Origin of the sequence: Paraburkholderia franconis, assembly GCF_009362735.1 — a bacterium.
GTDB classification, from domain to species: Bacteria; Pseudomonadota; Gammaproteobacteria; order Burkholderiales; family Burkholderiaceae; genus Paraburkholderia; species Paraburkholderia franconis.
On sequence record NZ_WHNP01000043.1, the window covers coordinates 45,189 to 63,488 of the forward strand.

Below are 18,300 nucleotides of genomic sequence, written 5' to 3' on the forward strand. Positions count from 1 at the left end.
CACGAGTTTCAATTGAGCCGAACGTGCCACTGCTGCCGATGCAGCGCGTTCAGCGGCCGTCGGATACTTCGAGTGCCTTGACGGGCTCAGGCCGGAACACGGCCGCCGTGCCGTCCTTTTCCTCGACGGGCATGCGCACGCCGCGCCACACCACAGTCGAGCCGAACGATCCCGCCAGCCATTGCGCGAACATCAGCGCATCGCGCACCGGCGTCAGCGCGAGATCGCGCCAGAACATGTTTCGCTCGGCGCTCATCATCGCATGCAGGATGACGCGCGCCGAAATTCCCGTCACCGTCGCGACGATCAGCGCGATCGACACAGCGGAATGCGCAAGCGCGCCATGCGCCAGGCCCGGCGAATACACGCCGCCGTGCAGCGCGAACGCGAGCCACGCGCTGCACAGCATCCACGGCAGCGTGATCGTCACGAACAGGAACGTGAAGCCCGCGCGGTTCACCGAGCGGATCGTGCGCAGCCAGCGCGTCTCGCGATCCCATAGCGCGGGCAGCGTGCATTCCGTCACATCGGTTTCGACGACGACGGGCGACAGCGCCGTGCTCAAGCCGAGTTCGCGCACGTGTCCGGCGAGCCAGTAGTCGTCGGCGAGCGTGTTCCTCAGACGTTCGAAGCCGCCGATGCGCTCGAGCGTCGCGCGCTTCAACGCGAGCGTCGCGCCGAAGCCGAAGCGCGTCGAACCGAACATATGCGCGACGCGCACGGAAGGCACGAACCATTCGTTGATGAACTGCGCGCCCACGCGCGACCAGAACCCGGCGATGCCCTTCGCGCGATACAGACACGTGACGATGCCGACCTGCGGATCGTCGAGCGGCGCGCACACGCGCTCCAGATAATCGGCTTCGACAGCGATATCGCTGTCGGCGATCACGAGCACGTCGTGCCGCGCCCATTCGGCCATGTTGATCAGATTGCTCACTTTCAGATTCGTGCCGTGGATGCGCGGATCGATCACGAGTGAAATCTGGCGTTCGGGATAAACGGTCTGCAAGCGATGGACGATCGCAACGGCGGCATCGTCGGCGCGCGATACGCCGCAGATCAGCTCGAAGCACGGATGCGTCTGCTCGCAAAACGTGGCGAGATTCTCGAACAGTCTGGGCTCGGCGCCGCATAGCGGCTTCAGCACGCTCACAGGCGTCGGCGCGACGCGCCGTTCGGCCGCCGCGACACGCGACATCGACACGATCGAGGCCACCACCGCGATGACGGCATACACCGTTGCCCCGAGCGCTAGCGCTGTCGGCAGCCAGTAGATGTGCAGCAGCGCGTCCTGCATGATTTCAGTTGCTCCGGCTAAAAGACTTGAGAAGCTGGCTGTCTCGCCGACAGCCGCGCATAAACGGGTGACGCACGTCACAGAGCGCGTTCACCACCCTGTCCGGTTGACGGGAACGTAAGGCATGCCGGTGAAATGCAGATGAAGAATAACAAGTCTGCGCGCCGGACATATGGAGGACACACAAACCGCATCCTCCTGCGGCCCGACGAAGCGCGCATGACGCCGCCGGATGGCCGCGCGGAACGCGATATGCGCCGCGTGGCGCGTTGCGAGAACGGCAGCGAGCAACAAGGTGAACGTAAGCTCACGGAACGAAGCCGTCTCGAACATCGACTCCGGAAATTTGCAGAAGAAAAGCAGGCTGACGACTGCCACGTCAATGGCCGTCGCAGCAACGGAAGCCGTGACGACGTGTGCCCGGATCATCTCTACAGTGGTTTGCTTCATCACACAGCCAGCCCTACATGACGCGCACCGGCCCGCTGTACCTACTCCCCTCGCATGAAGTTCGCGTGACGGTGCGACGAATTCGAACGTGCCCGAACCTCGCCGGACACGGCACCCCGATGGTAGCGACCCGATTCTGAAGGGAATATTAAGCCCCTTCGGTGCAGTGCCCGTTTCAGATGCCTTGCGCCATATTGCTCGCGGCTTACGGTAACTGCGGCATTACGGGAGCATGCGTTGCAGCACGTCGTCCTTCAGGACGATGCGATGAAAGAGCGCCCCGCCGATGTGCAGCACGATCAGCGCGAGCATCACCCAGGCGAGCCATCCGTGCACGTCGCCGAGTGCGTGGCCCGTCTGCGAGCCGTTCTGCGTCAGATCGGGATAGCGGACGACGCCGAACAGCTTGACCGCCCAGCCGCGCGACGACGCGTTCGCCCAGCCCGCCAGCGGCACCGTGATGAGCGTGGCGTACAGCAGCGCATGCGTCGCGCGCGAGACGAAGCTGAGCGTGGGCGTCAGCTCGGCGGGCGGCGGCTGGTGCGTGACGCGCCAGAGAATCCGGCACGCGACGGCCGCGACGATCGCCGCGCCCACGCCGAGATGCCACGCGATCAGCCCGTCGGGCACGGTATCGCGATGCACGTCCGGCATCGTCCAGCCGAGCACGAACTGCGCGGCGATCAAAAGCGCCACCAGCCAGTGCAGCATACGCGCGATGCCATCGTAGGCGCGGCGTTGCGTTAGAGCGTTCAGGTTCATTGTCTACCTCGTCGTGAAGGGGCGGCGCCGTTGCCGCAAGCGGGTACGGCGCGATGCTAACGGCTAAATCTGAAGAAATGCTTAAGCCCCGTCGATGCCGCGATGCCCACGTATACATATGCCATACGCGATAGACTCTCATCAAACAGACCCAGAACAGATTTAACATCTATGCGCATCCTTCTCGTCGAAGACGACGACCTGATCGGCAGCGGACTCGAAGTCGCGTTGCGTAACGCCGGCTTTACGGTCGATTGGGCGCGCGATGGCCTGCATGCCGAAGTGGCGCTCGCGACCACGCCCTATGTGCTGCTGATCCTCGACCTGGGATTGCCGAAGCTCTCCGGCATGGATCTGCTCAAAGGGCTGCGCCTGCGCGGCAACGACATTCCCGTGCTCGTGCTGACGGCGAGAGACACGGCCGCCGACAAGGTGCGCGGCCTCGACGCCGGCGCCGACGACTACATCGGCAAGCCATTCGATCTCGCCGAGCTGGTTTCGCGCTGCCGCGCGCTGATCCGCCGTTCACAGGGCCGCAGCACCGATGTGATCGCATGGCGCGGCCTGACCGTGGACCCGGTCGCGCAAACGGTCTCGAAGGACGGCGCGCGCGTGCCGCTCACCGCGCGCGAGTGGGCCGTGCTGATCCACCTGCTCACGCATGCGGGCGTGCCGCAGCCGCGCTCGCGCATCGAGGAAAGCCTGTACGGGTGGCACGAGGAAGTCGAGAGCAACGCGATCGAAGTGCACGTGTCGAACCTGCGCAAGAAGCTCGGCGGCGACGTGATCCGCACCGTGCGCGGCTTCGGCTACGTCGTGGACAAAGCATGACGGGAACGCGCTCGACGTCGATCCGCCGCCGGCTGATGTGGCTGATTCTCGTCAGCGTCGGCGCCGTATGGGCGGTGATGTTCGCGTGGAGCTTCACGAACGCGACGCGCGAAGTCGACGAATGGGACGACGCCCGCCTGATCCAGCTCGCGCATCTGCTGATCCAGCTCGATGCGTCCAATCTCGCGAAACTGGCCGCGACGGGCATCGACGTGCGCAACGAATACACGCGCGCGTCGCCCGCCGTCTACGACGACAGCGATGCGCAGCCGCGCTATGCGCTCTTCGAGATGCGCGATGCGGCAGGCCAGCTGATCGTCGAAAGCCCCGGCCTCGTGGCGCTGAAAACGTCCATCGAGCCGGGCGAGACGGCCGAAGGCGTGCACCGGCTGACGATCGGCGGACGCATGTGGCTCGCCTATGCATTGCGCGACAGCGCGACGGGCCGCACCGTGCGCGTGCTCGAGCCGGCCAATATGCGCAGCGATCTGACGACGGGCGTCGCGAGCCGCATCGCGCGTCCGATGGCCATCGCCCTGCCCGTGCTCGCGCTCTTCGTCTGGTTCAGCATCGGGCACAGCTTCAGGCCGCTGTCGACGATCTCGAAGGCGGTGCGCACGCGCGACGCGCGCAACCTCGATCCGATCCACGTCAATCCGTCGCCCGCCGAAGTGAAGCCGCTCGTCGACGCGATCAATCAGCTGCTCGCGCGGCTACAACACTCCATCATGCGCGAGCGCGCGTTCACGGCCGACGCGGCGCACGAGCTGAAGACGCCCCTTGCCGCGATCAAGGTCCAGGCACAAGTGGCACTCGCCGCGCAGGACGGCGCACAGCGTCAACAGGCGATGCATCGGGTGGTCCAGGGTGTCGACCGCAGCGCGCGTCTCGCCGAGCAGCTGCTGCTGCTCGCGCGGCTCGACGAACGCGAGACGGTCACGACCTTGCCCGTCAAACTTCATGAAGTCGCGAGCGAGGCGATCGCGTTCCGCGCGCCTCATGCCGAAGAGAAGTCGATGGCCGTCGTGCTCGCCGGGGACCGCGACGCCGAAGTGTATGCGGATCGCGTGCTCACGCGCACGCTGATCGACAATCTGCTCGACAACGCGATCAAGTACGGCGATGTCGGCGGGCGCGTGCATATCAGCGTGCTGGCCGATGCGCAGAGCGTCGCGTTGACGGTCTCCGACAACGGCCCGGGCGTTTCCGACGAAGAGCGCCTGCGCCTGACCGACCGCTTCTTCCGCGGCTCGGCGGCAACGGCGAGCGGCAACGGCAGCGGACTCGGGCTATCGATCGTCGCGCGCATCGCCACGCATTTCGACGCGCAGATTCACATCGGCTCGGGGATCGGGCGGCGCGGGCTCGCTGTGCAGATTGCGTTTCCGCGCGTGCAGCACGCGCGTGCCGGCCAGGCTGTCGAACCGCTCAGGCCATAAACGACGCGCGTCGATGCGGCGCGTGCGCACGCCGTGCAGGCCCGCGTGTTCAGCGGAGCGCTAACAGGCTGAGTCCGGGTTCAGGGTTCAGGGAAAGAGCGGCAGCGACATCGGCATGTCGGCGCCCGGCGCTTTTTTTCGCGCGGGCCGCTCCACTCGCGGCGCGCGTTGCCGGATCGGCGCGCTCGCGCGGTCGAGGCAGCGGTACACGCGAACCAGCGCGGATGAGAAAGCGGCAGGCTGCGCCATCAGGCACGGCAGCGATGCTTCCAGTTCGATGAGCAACGCCGGCAAGGTCGGAGCCGGGGACTGCGTGGTCTTCCGTGGTCGTTTTGTCATGGACGCCTCTCTGGAACGCTGCGGGCACTGTATCACAGCCCGATGACACAGCCCGACGACACAACAGCTCCCGGCGACACAGCCCGACGACACAGCCCGACGACACAGCCCGGCGACACAGCCCGACGACACAGCCCGACGACAGATCCGCCCAGACGGCGCGTACGACCTCGGACCGCACGCGCGACGCGCATGGTCAGCGATCGTCAGCCAGCTTTATCGACAGGTGGGTGCAGGGAAGCGCCGCTGCGTCAGGCGTGCGCGTCGTCGGCAACGGCGAGCATCGTGCCTCGGCATGCGGGCGATCCGCACCGGCATCTGTACTGGCGGCGCGTTTCTTCGTCTTGCGGATCGTCGACGGACAGACCATACGAGATCAGCAGTTCTTCGCCGCACTGGATATCGACGGCGGCTTCGATAAAAACGCGTCCGTCGATTTCGACCGCCTCGCAATTGGCCTTGCATGCATGGTTGAGCCAGCGCGCGCTATTGCCGCCGACGCTGCCGTCGATCACGCGCCCATCCGACAGGCCGAACACGAACGTATGCCCATAGTCGCCGCTGCGCTCGATGCGCCGCGCGGCGCGCCGCCATGACGTCACTTCACCTTTGTATTCGATGATGCGCTCGCCGGCCGCGAGCGCGCACAGCGCGAACACACCCTTGCCATGAATGGGCGACCGCCTGACTGATAAACGACGCATGGCCTGCTTTCGAAGAGGATTCATCCACTAAGTATAGGGCGCGAAAAAAATGCGCTGTTATCGATGTGCGTATGTCGGTCCTCTTGCATGCATCGCAAGCGTGCATCGGATTGGGATAACGAATGCAGGCGTCGCGTTCGCTCAGCCCCGCGTCCGTTCGCGTCTCACCATCGCAAAGCTCACGGGCACCGAGCCGCGCGCGCGGGCCGTACGCGGTTCGAATGCGCGTGCGTCCAGTTGCATCTCGCGCACGCGTCCCGTTGCCAGCCGCGCGTACAGATCGGGGCGTCTCGCATCGAGCCAGCGATGCCCGGGGCTCGTGCCGATCAATGCCGGGTCGAGATCCGCGACGATCATCTCATCGCCGCGTATGCCCTGCCCGTCTTGCACGATCACATGGCCGCACGGATCGACGATCGCGGCCGCCCGGCCCTCGCCTGCATCTTCGCCCTCGCCCGCTTGAATCTCCTCGTGAACGCCGTCGTGAACGCTGTCGCTGTAGACGACGAACATGCCGTTGTCGATCGCGCGCGCCGGCAACGCGCGGCGCATCCATTCGTTGCTCGCGGCGTCGCAGGCACCCGTGCGCGCATGCGGCGCAACGAGCAGCTGCGCGCCGAGCAGTGCCGCCATCCGCGCGTTTTCGACCAGATAGTTGTCGCCGCCGATCAGCACCGCGAGCCGCCATCCCCAGCGCGTGTCGAATACGGTGAAGCGGTCGCCGCGCGCGAGATGGCGCTCGCCGTCCGGCTGCAGCTTGCGATGCACGTGCCGCTCGCCGCCCGGCAGGCACACGACATAGCTGCTGAACATCTCCCCGTTCGGGGCGGCTTCGATCAGGCCGACGCCCGCAGCGACGCCCGTGCGCTCGACGGCATCGGCGACGGCGAGCACGGACGCACTGTCGACGCCCTGCGCAAGCTCCCTCAGCTCCGTGCGGCGCATCTTGCGCGCATCCGATGAACCGGGGCCGCCGATACCACCCGTCAGACACGCTTCGGGAAACACCGCGAGTCCGACGCCGTCGCGCGCGGCCCGCTCGATCGCGGCGACGGTTCGCGCAACGTTATCGGCCGTCGCGCCACGGCGTGACGTGAACAGCATCGACGCGACACGCAGCGTCGCGATGGACAGAGAGGACATGATGGACCCGGTATGAATCGATGAAATTCCTCCATTGGACCCCCAGCCATTCGATACGTAAAATGAATAATTCGATCGAAACGATAACGGTGAAGAATGGAAATCCGGTTGCTGCGCGCGTTCCTGACGGTCGCCAACCTGCGCCATTTCGGCCGTGCGGCGCAGGCGCTGCATCTGAGCCAGCCGGCGCTCAGCAAGCAGATCGTCGCGCTCGAGGAAAGCCTCGGCGCGCGGCTCTTCGAGCGAGGCCGGCACGGCGCGGAACTGACGGCCTTCGGCACCGCGTTCCTGCCCGATGCCGAAACGCTCGTGCGCGATGCCGACGACGTGCTCGCCCGCGCGCGCGAAGCGAGCAGCGGCCGGCGCGGCCATCTGCGCATCGGTCTGTGTTTGTCCGCGCTCACGCTTGCGCCGGCCCTGATCGCCGCGTATCGCAGGCTCAATCCCAACATCGGTGTCACGCTGAATGACCTGTCGTCGGCGGAGCAGACGCGGCGCATGTTCGCCGGCAAGCTCGACGTCGGCTTTGTCCGCCTGCCCGCGAGCGCGGGCCTGTCGGCGTTTCGCGTCGTCGACGAGTCGCTTGCGCTGGCCGTGCCGCCGCACGCGACGTGGAAGCGCGTGCCCGCGAACCTCGACGAACTCAACGAACTCGGCTTCATTGCGCTCGCGCGCAGCCGCGGCCCGGGGCTGTCGGGCATGATCGACGCATGGTGCGCGGAGCGCGGTTTCGTGCCGCGCGTGATCCAGCAGGCCGACGATATCCAGTCGGTGCTGGCCGCCGTTGCAGCGGGTGTCGGCACGGCGTTCGTGCCTTCGCGCGCCGAGCATCTGCTGCGCGACGCGCGCGTGTTGCGGCTGAAGGATGCGTCCGCGCAATGGCGCGTCGGTCTCGCATGGCAGACGGAGCGCGACGATCCCGTCGTGACGCGCTTCGTCGATTATGTGCGCGCGTCGGTGAAGCGCGCCGCGTAGGGCCCACGAAGCGTCTTCACAGGTTCGAAGCGCGCCTTACGTACGAAGCGCGCCTTCAAAGCGTGAGGCGCGCTTCGAGGCCGCCGCTTTCGCGATTGCGCAGCGTCAGCGTCGCGCCCATCGACTGCGCGAGCTGCTTCGCAATCGCGAGCCCGAGACCCGTGCCGCCCGTCTCGCGATTGCGCGACGTCTCGACGCGATAGAACGGCTGGAATACCGCGTCGAGCTGCGACTGCGGAATGCCCGGGCCGCGATCGAGCACGGCAATCGACACGTGCCGCGCGCGCGTAGCGTCGGCGCTCATTTCGACGGTCACTTCGTCGCCGCCCGAGTACTTCAGCGCGTTGTCGATCAGATTGCCGAGAATGCGGCGCAACGCCTGCGGCCGCGTCGTCACCGGCTCGCCGACGCGCCCCGTCAGCGACACGCGGTCGCCCGCATCCGCATAGTCGCTGACGATGCTCTCGATCAGCGCGTCGGGATCGATGCGGCAGGGATTCTCGTCGGCGCCATGCAGCGTGCGCGCATACGCGACGCCTTCGCGCACGAGCAGCTCCATCTCCTTCAGATCCTTTTGCAGACGCGCGCGCTCCGTTTCGTCGTCGAGCAGGTCGGCGCGCAGGCGCATGCGCGTGATGGGCGTTTGCAGATCGTGCGAAACGGCCGCGAGAATCTGCAAACGCTCGCGCATATAGACACCGATGCGCGTCTGCATCGCGTTGAACGCCTTCGATGCGCGCGCGACTTCTTCGGGTCCGTCCTCCGGCAGTGCGGCGGGCGCGAGGTCGGGGCCGAGCGTGTCGGCCGCCTGCGCGAGACGTTCGAGCGGCCGCGTCGCGAGGCGCACCGCGACCCACGCGCAACCGCCGAGCAGCGCCAGTTGCGCGGCGAGCACGAGCGGCAGCCACGGCGACAGCGGCGTGCCGTGCACCGGATGCATGTCGATCGTGAGCGGCGAGCCGTCGCTCAATGTCATATGCACTTCGAGATGTTCGCGCTCGCCCGGCACCGCATTGGCCGTCACGTTGTAGCGCGCGCCGACGTCCTTCGCGATCGATGCGCCGATCTGCTGGGACAGCGTCGCATCCGGCGGCATGCCGCTCGTGCCTGGACCGAGCACGAAGCGATAGCTGCGCCGCGCGAGCTTCGGCAGCCATTCGACACGCTCGGCGGGTGTCAGCCGGTCGAGCAGCGCGACGGAGCTCGTCACTTCCTGGCCGATATAGCCGACCATCATGTGTGTCATCGACTCGTTGCGCTCGGTCATCGTCAGCCAGAACGACAGCGTCTGCGCGGCGATCAGGCCCGCGAAGAAGATCAGCGACAGGCGCACGAACAGCGTGCGCGGCGGCCACAGACCGCGCAGACGGCCGGCTGCATCGTTCATCAGGCGCTGTCCTCCGGCGTGACGAGCGACGAGAACACATAGCCCTCGTTGCGCAGCGTCTTGATGTAGCGCGGCTCGCGCGCGTCGTCGCGCAGACGCTGGCGCACGCGGCTCACGAGCAGATCGATCGAGCGGTCGAACGGTTCCGTCTGCCGCCCTTGCGTGAGCGTCAATAGCTGGTCGCGCGTCAGCACGCGTTGCGGATGATCGAGAAACACGCGCAGCAGCCGGTATTCGGCGCCGCTCAGCGCGACCATCGTGCCCTCGCTGTCGATCAGATTGCGGCCGATCGTATCGAGCCGCCAGTCGCCGAAGCACAGGAAGTGCGACGTGCTCGCCTGCTCGTTGCCGGGCGGCATCATGCGCGCGCGGCGCAGGATCGCGCGGATGCGCGCAAGCAGCTCGCGTACGGCGAAGGGCTTCGCGAGGTAATCGTCGGCGCCCATCTCTAGGCCGACGACGCGGTCGGTCTCTTCGCTCAGCGCCGTCAGCATCAGAATGGGGATTGTCTGGAATTCGCCCGCGCGCAGCTCGCGGCACAGGTCGAGGCCGCTTTCGCCCTGCAGCATCAGGTCGAGCACGATCAGGTCAGGCCGCTCGCTGGCGAGCGCGGCGCGCATCTGCCGTCCGCCCGAGGCGAGCGTCGCGCGCACGCCGTTCTTGTTGAGATAGGTGCCGACCAGTTCGCGGATGTCGCGGTCGTCGTCGACGATCAGAACGTGATCCGTCTTTTCCACACAAGGCTCCTTAGCCCGCCGTTTTCCTCGATATTACGCGTCGTCGACCACCGACAGGCTCGCGCCGTCCGATACGGACGCTTCGAGCGCATACGGATCGACGCCGTCCAGACAGCCGAGGTTCACGCGCCACAAGTTCGGGTCCTTGCGCGTCTGATGAAAAGGATAGACGCCGCAGTGCTTGCAGAAGTAATGCTTCGCGACGTGAGTGTTGAACTGGTACAGCGTGAGACTGTCCTCGCCCGACAGGATGCGCAGCGCGCTTGCGGCAAAGAACGGCGACATCAGCGCGCCCCTGCGCCGGCACAGACTGCAGTTGCAGCGCGCGGCGGGCGTGACGGGCGTTTCGACTTCGAAGGTGACGGCGCCGCAATGACACGAGCCGTGATGAAGGTTGGACGTCATGGCTTGCTCCCGATTGCAATGCCGACTTTATACCGTAACGTCTCCCCTGCTTTGTGTCCCAATGTATCTGGCCGGTACGGCGATACAAAATGGGTGGGTGATGGGTTTGCCGGTGATGCCTCGACTCCTCTCGCCGAAACGGCGAACCATTCCGCCCGACATGTTGCATGCCATCGCAGAACGGTTCAACGCGCCCATTACCCCCGGCACTGATCCTTGTCGCCGGGCGCGGTCGCCGCATTCAGATCGAAGTCCGCTTCCTGTAGCCCTTTGGGGCTCGTCGCGACCCAATGCAAGGCCGACGGCGAGCGCACGAGCCCGATGCTGCCCGTATAGGTCCATTTGATCGGCGACGGCTGCGTGCCCGCGAGTTCGATCGACGAAGGCGTGAGCTTGAGATGCAGCAGCCGTCCGTCCTGCGACGGTGTGAACGCGCGCGCGCCGATCACGGCAATGCCCGCCTCGCGCACCGATGCCGGCATGCAGCCGAGCGTCGCCGTCGTCTGCCCGTTCGCATCGATGAGCTGCGCAAAGCCTCTGCCCTGGTCGTCGGTAGCGACGACAACGAAGCGGTCGACGGCAGGCAACCAGGCGGCCGCGTACGTGTAGTACTGCAGGCGATCCGCGATCACATGCGGCTCGCTGAGCGCGCCCGTCGCGGGGTCGAGCGTCGCTACCTTGAGCCGCGCGTAGGTCTCGCCGTTCACATACTGCTGCCACACGAGCAGCGCGCGCGTCGGCGAACCGGCGATCATCGGCCACCATTCGCGCACGCGCGGCGCCACGTCGATCGCCTGCACTAGTGCGCCGTCGGCATTGTAGGTCTTCACATAGACGCCGTCGCCCGTGCCGAGATTGTCGACGCCGCCGCCGTCGATCCAGTCGTTCGAATAGAACACGACGAACCGCGAGCCGACGCCCGCGACGTGACCCGAGTGCCCGCCCGACAGCACATCGTTCGGATACGGCTTCACACCCTTCAGGTCCGACGTATAGACGCCGTAACGCTGGCTCACCTGGTTCGGCGTGTGCATGTGTTGCGTCGCCAGGCTGCGTGTGCGTGTCTTAAGCTGACTTGACAGGCTGTGCCCTGCCGCACATTCGCGGCTCCGAACTGTCGGCGACTGTACATTCAGTCATGCTTCTGCTTGCACGCGCAAGCATTTTTCCCCGTACAACAAGTGGCTTTCTCATGCTTGCCGCGCGCGATCTTGCGCGCAAATTGATGCATTTCTGAAAGGCTTCAGCAGTGATTCGCGCGTAAAGAACACGTAATTGCATGGCGCGATGGATGGGTCGGCCCTCCGCGAATCTCACGTCAGGCAGCGCAACGTTCCTGTACGAGGACGCTTGCGTAATCGAAAGTCGGGCGCGCGTAGAAAAAGCCTTGCGCGAGTACCTTCGGCCATTGCGCGAGCCATTGCGCTAGCGCCTGCGTTTCGACGCCCTCTGCGACCACCGTCACGTCAAGACGTTCGAGCATCGACAGCACGCCGGACGCCACCGCCGACGCGCGAGGGCATTCCGGCACGCTCTTGAGCACTTCGCGCGCGACCTTCACTGTATCGACGTCGATCGTACTCAGCAGCGCAAGCGACGAATAGCCGGTGCCGAAGTCGTCGATGGCGAGCCGCATGCCGGCTTCGCGCAAAGGTCTCGTCAAAGGCCGCGCGGCCAGCAGACGGGCCGCGTCTTCCGTCTCGACGAGCTCGAGTTCGAGCAGATCCGGTTCGATGCCGTGCAACTGCGCGATCTGCACGACGGTCGCCGCAAAGGCCTCGTCGGCCACGACGCTGGGCGGCACGTTCACAGCGACGGGACATACCGGTTGTCCCAGACGCCGTGCGTTCGCAAGCGCCCTGCATGCGCTGTCGATCACATGACAGGTCAGTTGCAGCGCGATCAGCGGATGATCGAGTGCGACGAGAAAAGCATCGGGCAACAACATGCCGTAGTCCGGATGCATCCAGCGAATCAATGCTTCGACCCGCACGAGCCTGCCCGTCTTCACATCGTAAATGCCCTGAAACGCGAGCGGAAATTCACTCGCCAACAGGCCTTCGCTCACGCGGCGTTCGAGGTTGTTGAGCTCGCGTGGCGCTTGCGCTTGCACATCGCGGGCCATGTTCGCGGTCACGCGGGAGATCGTTTCATTGCCTGAATTTGCGGCGGTAGAGTGGCGAGCATCCATCGTAGGGGAAGGCCTTGTTATCGATGAGTTGATTGGAATGGCTTTCCACTGCCAATGCACGTTTCGTACCACGCGACCACGAAAATCATCCGATATGCTTAAGAACCGCATCGCGCTTCATTCTTCGAGCGATGGTTCGCAACCTACGCATAAATCGAAAATTCAGCAACGTTTCGTGTGCGAAACATCGGCACCGCGCAGCATTACCTCAGAGGTAATCGATTCGCCGTGCCGATGCCGATATGCTGGCCTCATTGGTCAATGGCCTGGAGATCGGCATGTCAACGTTTGCAGTTGCGCACTTGCACGAAGTGAAGGTGGGCGTCGAGATCGTCGAGTACCTGAAGCGTATCGACGCGACGCTTGCGCCCTATTGCGGCCATTTCGTGCTGCATGGCGGCCGCTATGAACGGCTCGAAGGAGACTGGCACGGCGACCTGATCGCTATCGAGTTTCCGAATCGCGATCTCGCGCGTGCATGGTATCGATCCGATGCGTATCAGGCGATCTTGCCGTTGCGCACCGGGAATTCGATCGGCGATGTGATTCTGATCGACGCGGTGCCGGCTTCGCATATCGCGACCGACGTGTTGTGCGGATGAAGCATGGGTGGCGTTTCGTCGGCCCAGAAACGCCACCCGTGTCCTCTCATCGTGCTCAGCTGCCGAAGTAGACGCTGCAATAGCTGACGGGCCCGACACACGAATTCATGCCCGTGCCTGTGCCAGTCATGGGCATGCGCGATCCAGCCGAATGCGTGCCCGACATGCCCGCGCCCACACCTTCGGCATCCTGAGCAGCCTTTTGATGCACGACCTGTTGCTGATAGATCGGCGCGACGTCGGGATAAGAAGCGTCGGTCACGAACTGCGAACCGTTCTGCTCGGCCTGAATCAGTTCCTGACGGACTTCTGCGCGCGTCTTTTCCTGAGCGAATGCGGTGGAGGCAAAACCCGTCGAAACAAGTGCTGCGATCGAAACGGTCAACAGTGCAAGCTTTTTCATTTCAAGCTCCTTCAGATGAGATGACGACAATCCGTCACGGTGTGTGCTGCGCGTTCACTGTGATGAACAAACGGACCGTCGAATCTATTCCCATTTTCTGACGCTTCTCGACGACAAAAAATTTTCCGCATCCAGTGGAATAAATGCTCCCTGTTCCTGTTGACCACCTTTTATGCGATGTCATAGACGGGAAAAGGAGCATCTGTGATGAACCCCAAATCCCCAGCGGAAGCGCCTCGTTGCATTCCGTGCAGGTTCGGTGCGATAGGCGCGGCCGTCCTGGCGCTCGCCGGCGGTTTCGCCTACACGGCCGGCTGGCTGACACCTGCGCGCCTCACCACTTATCGCATCATCGATCAGTTCCAGGCCAACGCGGGCCCTCATCTGGGCTATCGCCGCAATCACGCGAAAGGCCTTTGCGTCGAAGGCTATTTCGACAGCAACGGCAACGCAGCGTCGATTTCACACGCGCAGGTATTCGCGTCGGGACGCACGCCTGTCATCGGCCGCTTCGCCATTCCAGGCAGCAATCCGTCGGCGCCCGATGCAAGCGTGCCGATTCGCAGCATGGCGCTGCTGTTCATGCAGCGCGACGGCCAGCAATGGCGCACAGGAATGAACTCGACGCCTCTGTTCACCGTGCATACGCCGGAGCAGTTCTATCAGCAGCTACTCGCGGCAAAGCCCGATCCGAAAACGGGCAAACCCGATCCCGCGAAACTGAAGGCGTTCTATGCAGCGCATCCGGAAACGCGGCCGTTTCAGGAATGGATGAAGACGCACCCCGCGTCGTCGGGTCTCGCGAATGCCGCGTACTACAGCATCAACGCGTTCCGCTTCATCGACGCAAGCGGAAACGAGCACGCGGTGCGCTGGTCGGTCGAACCGGAAATGCCGTACTCTCCTGTGGATCCGCAAGAAAAGAGCGATTCCGACTTTCTTTCGAAGCAGCTCGACGAGCAGCTCAAACACGGCAACGTGCGCTGGCATCTGATCGTGACGGTCGCCAATGCGGGGGACCCAACCAACGATGCGACGCTGCAATGGCCTGCTGACCGGCAACGAATCGATGCCGGCACCGTCGTACTGGAACGCAGCGCGCCTCAAGCCGATGGCGTATGCCGCGACGTGAACTTCGATCCGACCGTGTTGCCGGACGGCATCAAGCCATCGGACGATCCGCTGCTTGCTGCGCGCTCGGCCGCCTATGCCGTGTCATACCAGCGACGCACGCGTGAAGAAGCGTTGCACACCGCGCCCGCTACTCCGAAACCTCAACGGAACCCGTCATGACGAATTCGACTCGCCATTTTTCTCCGCTCGCGCGTCTGCTGCACTGGACGATGGCTGTGCTCATACTTGCGATGCTGTTCATTGGCATCGGCATGGTCGCGACGGTTTCGCACGCGCATGACACGCTGATTGCATTGCATCGGCCGCTTGGCGTTGCGTTACTCGTGCTCGCGCTGATTCGTGTCGGCGTACGTGTGAGGAACGGCAGTCCCGCGCTGCCTTCGGACATGCCCGCATGGCAGCGATTCGCGGCCAAAGCTTCGCATTTCGTTCTATACGCGCTATTCATCGCAATGCCGTTGATCGGTTGGGCGATGCTCTCCGCGGGCGGATATCCCATCACACTGTTCGATGGATATCACTTGCCCGCAATCGTGCCGCAAAACGTCGATCTGTTCGCGCTAATGCGTGCGCTGCATACGTGGTTCGCGTTCGCGTTGTTCGCGACAGTACTCGCGCATATCGCCGCAGCTCTGTTCCATGGACTGATCCGCCACGACGGCGTATTCTCCAGCATGGCTCGCGGAGGACGCTAGGCATCGTGTGCGCCACGCCGGCAGCATCACGCGACACAACGAAGACCCCGCAAGGAGACACCGCGTGTTCGAACAATGCGAGTGGTTCAATGAGCCGTCAGTGTGGTCGCTCGATGGTGACACGCTTCGAGTGACGACCGATCCGAAGACCGACTTCTGGCGCAAGACGCATTACGGCTTTACGCGCGATTCAGGCCACTGCTTCGGGGTGCGTACGCAAGGCGACTTCACCGCGCAGGTGCGCGTACGCGGGCAGTTTCATGCGCTATACGATCAGGCCGGCCTGATGGTGCGCGTTGACGAATCGACGTGGATGAAAGCAGGCGTCGAATTCACCGACGATGTGCTGATGATGAGCAGCGTGTTGACCGTTGAGGGGTCGGACTGGGCAATCGGCTCGCCGATTGCCGGCGTCGACGGCTTCTGGATGCGGGCAACCGTCGCTCGAGGCGTATTGCGCTTGCAGTACTCGATCGATGGGAAAGCGTGGCCACTATTGCGGCTCGCGCCTTTTCCGGCAGCGGCCAGTTATCTAGTCGGACCTGTGTGCTGCACGCCGGAACGCGGCGGACTCAATGTCGAATTTTCGAGCTTCGCTGTGGGTGCCCCGCTGCAAAAAGATCTGCACGATCTAAGCTGAGATCGCTCGTCGCGCGGCACATGTTGCTGTGCGCCGCGCAGTACTGTAGTCATACCGCGGCTGCAAACCCCGCTTTGAGCGCCTGATAAATGCTGCGATAACGCGCGAGCCTTTCTGCCAGCAGCGGTGCAAGCGTACGATCAGGTTCGCACGATTCGAGCGTCGGCGGAGCGAGGCATACGTCCTTGATAGCTTCGCCCGTTACGGCAAGTCGTGCGAGACGCGCTGCGCCCAACGCCGCGCCGACGTCGCTGCCTTCATGCCGATGCATCGTAATGCCCGTCGCCGACGCGCACAGATTCGCCCAGAACGGACTGCGTGAGCCGCCGCCGATAAACGATGCACTCTTCAATGTCGTACCGGCACTTTGCAACGCGGCGTAGCCGTCGGCCATCGCGAATGCAACGCCCTCCATCACGCTGTACGCGAGATCGCCGGTCGTGTTGGCGCCCGTCAGCCCCCAGAACACGCCGCGCGCATTTGCATCGTTGTGTGGCGTTCGCTCGCCGCTCAGATACGGCAGGAAGATGGGCGCCGTAGCGGGATTGGCCGCACTCGCCAGTTCAGGCAAGCTGCCGACTTCGCGGCCCACGACTTTCGACAGCCATCCGAGACTCGATGCCGCAGACAGAATCACGCTCATCTGATGCCAACGGTCGGGCAGACAATGACAGAACGCGTGCACGCCTTGCGCGGGATTCGGCGCGAAACGATCGGTTCCGGCGAACAGCACGCCCGATGTACCGAGCGAAAGAAAAGCACTGCCTGGTTCGGCAACGCCCATGCCGATCGCGCTTGCTGCGTTGTCGCCCGCTCCGCCGCATAGCACGACGGGACCCGTAATGCCCCAATCGCGCCGCAACACATCGCTCAGCTGTGCAGCAGGTGCGCTGCCTTCGACGAGGCGAGGCATGTGTGCGCGCGTCAAACCCGTCGCCGCGAGCATCCGATCGGACCAGTCGCGCTTTGCGACATCGAGCCAAAGCGTGCCCGAAGCATCTGACATGTCAGACACGAAATCGCCGGACAGCCGCCACGCAATGTAGTCTTTCGGTAGCAGCACCTTAGATGCGGCACGAAACACATCAGGCTCGTGCCTCGCCAGCCAAAGCAGCTTTGGTGCCGTAAAACCGGGCATGGCGAGATTGCCGGTGATGTCGCGGGATTCCGGCACGAGTGCTTCGAGCTCTGCGCACTCGGCGAATGCACGTGTATCGTTCCAGAGTATTGCGGGTCTCAGTACCTCGCCGCTCTGATTGAGCAGCGTCGCACCGTGCATCTGTCCCGAGAGCCCGATTCCGCGCAGCGCTGCAAATGCAGTTGGATTCGCACCGCGCACGGCGGCCACGGCGTCGAGCGTCGCCTGCCACCATGCCTGCGGGTTCTGCTCGGACCAATGCGGATGAGGCTGCGAAACTTCGAGACGGACGCCACTGGTTGCAAGCGTCGTCGACGCGTCACCAGTCAGAATTACTTTTACCTCGGATGTGCCGAGGTCGATTCCAAGGAAAGTCACAGCACGTCTCCACTATTTGGCATGAAGTAACCGGCTGTTCAGGGCCGGCGTCTGTTCGACTCGGTGAAACATGACGTTACCATGGTACGTGGTGAGCGCATGACTTCGCAGTGTTTGCTAGTGCGCTGCTGCTCCGATGTATGTGAACATCGGCTATCGGGGGCACCTTTCGCAGTCGTGTTGCTACTGCTGCGAGGAAATGCAGCCTGGGCAGAGGCGGCGGGGTATTGACGAGTGGTGAAGTGACCTGCCCCCGGTATTAGTCCGGACCGCTGTTAGAGTCCGAGGTTAAAAGCTGCTTCGCTTCATGTGCCTGTGTGAACTGCCTGGGCGTCAGATATCCGAGCGAGCTGTGAGGCCGTTCGGTGTTGTACTCGTTTCTCCATTCTTCAATCAGGCGTCTGGCATGACGCATCGAGACGAACCAGTGCTCATTCAGGCATTCGTCACGGAAGCGTCCGTTGAAGCTCTCGATGTACGCGTTCTCGACGGGCTTGCCTGGCCGGATGAACGACAGCGTGACGCCGGCTTCGTAAGCCCATGCATCCAGCACCTTACCCGCGAATTCCGGGCCGTTGTCTACCGTGATGGATGCAGGCAATCCACGCATCTCGCCTAACCGTTGCAACACGTGCTTTACGCGCAGA

21 protein-coding genes are annotated in these 18,300 nt (G+C 64.0%); 8 read left to right on the forward strand and 13 right to left on the reverse strand.

Going from position 1 to position 18,300, the window contains the following annotated elements:
• Positions 1-49: 49 nt before the first annotated feature.
• On the reverse strand, positions 50-1,300 hold the full coding sequence (hpnI, locus tag GCT13_RS32290; RefSeq protein WP_152765118.1) for a bacteriohopanetetrol glucosamine biosynthesis glycosyltransferase HpnI: 1,251 nt from the start codon (positions 1,298-1,300) through the stop codon (positions 50-52).
• A 141-nt stretch (positions 1,301-1,441) separates the two neighbouring features.
• Here hpnI and GCT13_RS48625 point away from each other — a divergent pair, with 141 nt between their 5' ends.
• Positions 1,442-1,771 carry a hypothetical protein gene (locus GCT13_RS48625; protein ID WP_193727804.1) on the forward strand — a complete coding sequence of 110 codons (330 nt, stop codon included), beginning with the start codon at positions 1,442-1,444 and terminating at the stop codon, positions 1,769-1,771.
• A gap of 201 nt (positions 1,772-1,972) precedes the next feature.
• Here GCT13_RS48625 and GCT13_RS32300 read toward each other — a convergent pair whose 3' ends face one another.
• Positions 1,973-2,512, reverse strand: coding sequence for a cytochrome b (locus GCT13_RS32300; protein WP_152765123.1), 540 nt, complete (start codon positions 2,510-2,512; stop codon positions 1,973-1,975).
• A gap of 171 nt (positions 2,513-2,683) precedes the next feature.
• Between GCT13_RS32300 and GCT13_RS32305 the strand changes: the two genes are divergently transcribed.
• Both GCT13_RS32305 and GCT13_RS32310 read left to right on the forward strand, forming a co-directional pair.
• Positions 2,684-3,343, forward strand: coding sequence for a response regulator (locus tag GCT13_RS32305; RefSeq protein ID WP_152765125.1), 660 nt, complete (start codon positions 2,684-2,686; stop codon positions 3,341-3,343).
• Positions 3,340-4,782 carry an ATP-binding protein gene (locus tag GCT13_RS32310; RefSeq protein WP_152765127.1) on the forward strand — a complete coding sequence of 481 codons (1,443 nt, stop codon included), beginning with the start codon at positions 3,340-3,342 and terminating at the stop codon, positions 4,780-4,782. The genes GCT13_RS32305 and GCT13_RS32310 overlap by 4 nt, the downstream gene beginning before the upstream one ends.
• Positions 4,783-4,869: 87 nt before the next feature.
• Here GCT13_RS32310 and GCT13_RS32315 read toward each other — a convergent pair whose 3' ends face one another.
• The 3 genes from GCT13_RS32315 to GCT13_RS32325 form a co-directional block, all read right to left on the reverse strand.
• Positions 4,870-5,121 carry a hypothetical protein gene (locus GCT13_RS32315; protein WP_152765129.1) on the reverse strand — a complete coding sequence of 84 codons (252 nt, stop codon included), beginning with the start codon at positions 5,119-5,121 and terminating at the stop codon, positions 4,870-4,872.
• A gap of 251 nt (positions 5,122-5,372) precedes the next feature.
• On the reverse strand, positions 5,373-5,825 hold the full coding sequence (locus tag GCT13_RS32320; protein WP_152765131.1) for an SET domain-containing protein: 453 nt from the start codon (positions 5,823-5,825) through the stop codon (positions 5,373-5,375).
• A gap of 141 nt (positions 5,826-5,966) precedes the next feature.
• Positions 5,967-6,968, reverse strand: a complete 1,002-nt coding sequence (locus tag GCT13_RS32325) for a nitrilase-related carbon-nitrogen hydrolase (RefSeq protein WP_152765133.1) — start codon at positions 6,966-6,968, stop codon at positions 5,967-5,969.
• A 96-nt stretch (positions 6,969-7,064) separates the two neighbouring features.
• Between GCT13_RS32325 and GCT13_RS32330 the strand changes: the two genes are divergently transcribed.
• On the forward strand, positions 7,065-7,943 hold the full coding sequence (locus GCT13_RS32330; RefSeq protein ID WP_152765135.1) for a LysR family transcriptional regulator: 879 nt from the start codon (positions 7,065-7,067) through the stop codon (positions 7,941-7,943).
• A gap of 55 nt (positions 7,944-7,998) precedes the next feature.
• On the opposite strand, the gene GCT13_RS32335 is transcribed toward GCT13_RS32330, so the two are convergent.
• The 5 genes from GCT13_RS32335 to GCT13_RS32355 all read right to left on the reverse strand — a co-directional run bounded on the left by GCT13_RS32335 (position 7,999) and on the right by GCT13_RS32355 (position 12,609).
• A complete protein-coding gene (locus GCT13_RS32335; RefSeq protein WP_152765137.1) occupies positions 7,999-9,330 on the reverse strand; it encodes an ATP-binding protein in 1,332 nt (443 codons plus the stop codon).
• A complete protein-coding gene (locus GCT13_RS32340) occupies positions 9,330-10,067 on the reverse strand; it encodes a response regulator (protein WP_321574766.1) in 738 nt (245 codons plus the stop codon). Before GCT13_RS32340 ends, GCT13_RS32335 begins: the two co-directional genes overlap by 1 nt.
• 33 nt (positions 10,068-10,100) lie before the next feature.
• Entirely contained in the window at positions 10,101-10,472 is a 372-nt protein-coding gene (locus tag GCT13_RS32345) for a GFA family protein (RefSeq protein WP_152765139.1), read from the reverse strand.
• A 197-nt stretch (positions 10,473-10,669) separates the two neighbouring features.
• The gene (locus tag GCT13_RS32350; RefSeq protein ID WP_227747116.1) at positions 10,670-11,506 is read right to left on the reverse strand and encodes a hypothetical protein; all 837 of its coding nucleotides are present in this window, start codon (positions 11,504-11,506) and stop codon (positions 10,670-10,672) included.
• 284 nt (positions 11,507-11,790) lie between these two features.
• Positions 11,791-12,609 carry an EAL domain-containing protein gene (locus GCT13_RS32355; protein ID WP_321574767.1) on the reverse strand — a complete coding sequence of 273 codons (819 nt, stop codon included), beginning with the start codon at positions 12,607-12,609 and terminating at the stop codon, positions 11,791-11,793.
• A gap of 332 nt (positions 12,610-12,941) precedes the next feature.
• On the opposite strand from GCT13_RS32355, the gene GCT13_RS32360 reads away from it, so the two are divergent.
• Positions 12,942-13,265 (forward strand): DUF1330 domain-containing protein, encoded by a 324-nt coding sequence (locus GCT13_RS32360; RefSeq protein ID WP_152765143.1) that lies wholly within the window; start codon positions 12,942-12,944, stop codon positions 13,263-13,265.
• 55 nt (positions 13,266-13,320) lie between these two features.
• On the opposite strand, the gene GCT13_RS32365 is transcribed toward GCT13_RS32360, so the two are convergent.
• Positions 13,321-13,668: a DUF4148 domain-containing protein gene (locus GCT13_RS32365; RefSeq protein ID WP_152765145.1), complete on the reverse strand. Its 348-nt coding sequence runs from the start codon at positions 13,666-13,668 to the stop codon at positions 13,321-13,323.
• Between the two features lie 204 nt (positions 13,669-13,872).
• Here GCT13_RS32365 and GCT13_RS32370 point away from each other — a divergent pair, with 204 nt between their 5' ends.
• From GCT13_RS32370 to GCT13_RS32380, 3 genes are all read left to right on the forward strand, one after another.
• Complete coding sequence (locus GCT13_RS32370; protein WP_407670891.1) at positions 13,873-14,961, forward strand: catalase family peroxidase; 1,089 nt, start codon at positions 13,873-13,875, stop codon at positions 14,959-14,961.
• Positions 14,958-15,497, forward strand: a complete 540-nt coding sequence (locus GCT13_RS32375; protein ID WP_152765149.1) for a cytochrome b — start codon at positions 14,958-14,960, stop codon at positions 15,495-15,497. The genes GCT13_RS32370 and GCT13_RS32375 overlap by 4 nt, the downstream gene beginning before the upstream one ends.
• 64 nt (positions 15,498-15,561) lie before the next feature.
• On the forward strand, positions 15,562-16,137 hold the full coding sequence (locus tag GCT13_RS32380) for a DUF1349 domain-containing protein (protein WP_321574768.1): 576 nt from the start codon (positions 15,562-15,564) through the stop codon (positions 16,135-16,137).
• A gap of 49 nt (positions 16,138-16,186) precedes the next feature.
• On the opposite strand, the gene xylB is transcribed toward GCT13_RS32380, so the two are convergent.
• Together xylB and GCT13_RS32390 are read right to left on the reverse strand one after the other, a co-directional pair.
• On the reverse strand, positions 16,187-17,653 hold the full coding sequence (xylB, locus tag GCT13_RS32385; RefSeq protein WP_321574769.1) for a xylulokinase: 1,467 nt from the start codon (positions 17,651-17,653) through the stop codon (positions 16,187-16,189).
• A gap of 259 nt (positions 17,654-17,912) precedes the next feature.
• On the reverse strand, positions 17,913-18,300 hold a 388-nt coding region (locus tag GCT13_RS32390; protein WP_227747117.1), incomplete at its 5' end, for an integrase core domain-containing protein.

Bases quoted from the DNA above. Each gene is read 5' to 3' on its own strand.
- GCT13_RS32350 (WP_227747116.1), bottom strand. From the start codon at position 11,506: ATGCACACGCCGAACCAGGTGAGCCAGCGTTACGGCGTCTATACGTCG.
- GCT13_RS32345 (WP_152765139.1), bottom strand. From the start codon at position 10,472: ATGACGTCCAACCTTCATCACGGCTCGTGTCATTGCGGCGCCGTCACC.
- GCT13_RS32330 (WP_152765135.1), top strand. From the start codon at position 7,065: ATGGAAATCCGGTTGCTGCGCGCGTTCCTGACGGTCGCCAACCTGCGC.
- GCT13_RS32300 (WP_152765123.1), bottom strand. From the start codon at position 2,512: ATGAACCTGAACGCTCTAACGCAACGCCGCGCCTACGATGGCATCGCG.
- hpnI (WP_152765118.1), bottom strand. From the start codon at position 1,300: ATGCAGGACGCGCTGCTGCACATCTACTGGCTGCCGACAGCGCTAGCG.
- GCT13_RS32335 (WP_152765137.1), bottom strand. From the start codon at position 9,330: ATGAACGATGCAGCCGGCCGTCTGCGCGGTCTGTGGCCGCCGCGCACG.
- GCT13_RS32315 (WP_152765129.1), bottom strand. From the start codon at position 5,121: ATGACAAAACGACCACGGAAGACCACGCAGTCCCCGGCTCCGACCTTG.
- GCT13_RS32375 (WP_152765149.1), top strand. From the start codon at position 14,958: ATGACGAATTCGACTCGCCATTTTTCTCCGCTCGCGCGTCTGCTGCAC.
- GCT13_RS32325 (WP_152765133.1), bottom strand. From the start codon at position 6,968: ATGTCCTCTCTGTCCATCGCGACGCTGCGTGTCGCGTCGATGCTGTTC.
- GCT13_RS32320 (WP_152765131.1), bottom strand. From the start codon at position 5,825: ATGCGTCGTTTATCAGTCAGGCGGTCGCCCATTCATGGCAAGGGTGTG.
- GCT13_RS32310 (WP_152765127.1), top strand. From the start codon at position 3,340: ATGACGGGAACGCGCTCGACGTCGATCCGCCGCCGGCTGATGTGGCTG.
- GCT13_RS32305 (WP_152765125.1), top strand. From the start codon at position 2,684: ATGCGCATCCTTCTCGTCGAAGACGACGACCTGATCGGCAGCGGACTC.
- GCT13_RS48625 (WP_193727804.1), top strand. From the start codon at position 1,442: ATGAAGAATAACAAGTCTGCGCGCCGGACATATGGAGGACACACAAAC.
- GCT13_RS32360 (WP_152765143.1), top strand. From the start codon at position 12,942: ATGTCAACGTTTGCAGTTGCGCACTTGCACGAAGTGAAGGTGGGCGTC.
- GCT13_RS32365 (WP_152765145.1), bottom strand. From the start codon at position 13,668: ATGAAAAAGCTTGCACTGTTGACCGTTTCGATCGCAGCACTTGTTTCG.